Origin of the sequence: Burkholderia sp. Bp9143 (assembly GCF_003853645.1) — a bacterium.
GTDB lineage: Bacteria > Pseudomonadota > Gammaproteobacteria > Burkholderiales > Burkholderiaceae > Burkholderia.
The window spans coordinates 1-1851 of sequence record NZ_QTPO01000124.1 but is presented as its reverse complement, the minus strand read 5'-3'; the positions used below and the strand labels follow the sequence as shown (position 1 = coordinate 1851).

The window sequence follows — 1851 nt, the reverse complement described above, 5'->3', positions numbered from 1 at the left end:
TCCATCGCGACGGCGAGCGAGCGCACGCCGTCCCAGCGCAGCTCCATGTTGTAGTTCAGGCCGCCGCGAATCACGTGCGTGTGATTGTCGATCAGGCCCGGCAGCACCGTGCGGCCGCCGAGATCGACGACCTTCGTCGCGCGGCCCGCGAGCGGCATCACGTCCGCTTCGCCGCCGACCGCGACGAAGCGGCCGTCCTTGATCGCCACCGCGGTGGCGACGGGGTTCGCACGATCGAGCGTCGTGACGCGCCCGTTGTGCAGGATCAGATCCGGTTGAGTATCGGTTGCGCTCATTAACATGTCCTCGATGCGGTCAGAAGCCGAGCCAGTGACGGACGGGCCCGATGGCCTGCGCGCCGATCAGCATGCCGGCGAGGCCGATCAGCGCGATCAGCGGCGGCGCCGGCGAGCGCACCTTGATCACGCTGTACACGACGCCGATCAGCACGCCGGCTGCCAACGACAATAGATAAGATTCCATAACGATTTTTCTCCAGGCCGGATTAGAATGACCCGCATCGCGTCGGCCGCACGTTGCGTTGCCTTCGCCTCCACTTCGCTTCCCTGTCACGCTTTCCGACCATGCAACACCTTCCTGATCTCGAAGCCTGGGCCATCTTTGCGCGCGTCGCGGAGACCGGTTCGTTCGCGAAAGCCGCGGAACTGCTCGGCATATCGCAACCGACCGTGTCGAAGGCCATCGCGCGCCTCGAAAAGCGCCTCGGCGCGATGCTGCTGTACCGCACGTCGCGCAAGCTGTCGCTCACGCCGACCGGCGAGCTGCTGCGCGACCGTGCGATCCGCCTGCTGGCCGATGCCGAACTGATCGAGAGCGAGGCGTCCGCGCAGGCGCTCGAACCACACGGCCTCGTGCGCGTGAACGCGCCGATGTCGTTCGGGTTGCGTCATCTGTCGCCGCTGCTGCCCGCGTTTCTCGAACGTTATCCGCGTGTCGACATCGACCTCGTGCTGACCGACCACATCGTCGACATCGTGTCCGGCGGCTTCGACGTCGCGATCCGCATCGCCGAGCTCAGCGATTCGTCGCTGCGCTCGCGCCGCCTGTGCGCGGTGCGTCGTCCGCTCGTTGCATCGCCCGCGTATCTCGACCAGCATGGCCGGCCTGCGCATCCGCGCGACATCGAACAGCACGTGTGCCTCACCTACACGAACCTGCCGACCCCCGAGTACTGGCGCTTTCGCCAACCGGCATCGGGCGAGGACGTCGGCGTATCGGTGCAAGGACGCATCCGCACCAACAACGCCGACGTGATCGTCCCCGCGCTCGTCGCCGGCCACGGCCTCGCGCTGCAGCCCGAGTTCCTGGTGTGGGACGAGCTGCAGCGCGGCGAGCTCGAGGAAGTGATGCACGACTGGAAGATCGCCGACATCAACGTCAACCTCGTCACGCCGCCCGGCATGCTGCGCGCCGCGCGCGTGACGGTGCTGCTCGATTTCCTCGCCGAACATTTCTCGCACGCGCCGTGGGCGCTGCCCGTGGTCTGAGCGCGCGACGGCCGGCGCGTGCATCGCGCACGCCGGCCGCGGCAATCCGGCCGACTGCCCGTTACTTCGCCGGAACGGCCGGGAGCGACTCGTGCGGCGTCGCGGTACGTTGCGCGGCCTTGTGGACCATCGTGTACGCGTAGTCGACACCCATCCCGTACGCGCCCGAATGCTCCTTCGCGATCGCCATCACCGCGTCATACGTGTCGCGGCGCGCCCAGTCGCGCTGCCACTCGAGCATGACCTGCTGCCACGTGACGGGCACCACGCCCGCCTGCACCATGCGCTGCATCGCGAAGTCGTGCGCGGCCTGCGACGTGCCGCCCGATGCGTCGGCGACCAT

3 protein-coding genes and 1 pseudogene are annotated in these 1851 nt (G+C 67.7%); 1 reads left to right on the top strand and 3 read right to left on the bottom strand.

Annotated elements, in window-relative coordinates; genetic code table 11:
- Both DIE23_RS38900 and DIE23_RS38895 read right to left on the bottom strand, forming a co-directional pair.
- Positions 1-296, bottom strand: a 296-nt coding sequence (locus tag DIE23_RS38900; RefSeq protein WP_148093498.1) for an amidohydrolase family protein, incomplete at its 3' end; no start/stop codon positions are given.
- A gap of 19 nt (positions 297-315) precedes the next feature.
- On the bottom strand, positions 316-483 hold the full coding sequence (locus DIE23_RS38895) for a DUF1427 family protein (RefSeq protein ID WP_096506909.1): 168 nt from the start codon (positions 481-483) through the stop codon (positions 316-318).
- 101 nt (positions 484-584) lie between these two features.
- On the opposite strand from DIE23_RS38895, the gene DIE23_RS38890 reads away from it, so the two are divergent.
- A complete protein-coding gene (locus DIE23_RS38890) occupies positions 585-1508 on the top strand; it encodes a LysR family transcriptional regulator (protein ID WP_124618167.1) in 924 nt (307 codons plus the stop codon).
- Between the two features lie 61 nt (positions 1509-1569).
- On the opposite strand, the pseudogene DIE23_RS38885 reads toward DIE23_RS38890, so the two are convergent.
- Positions 1570-1851, bottom strand: a pseudogene (locus DIE23_RS38885) (hydrolase); the annotation flags it as partial.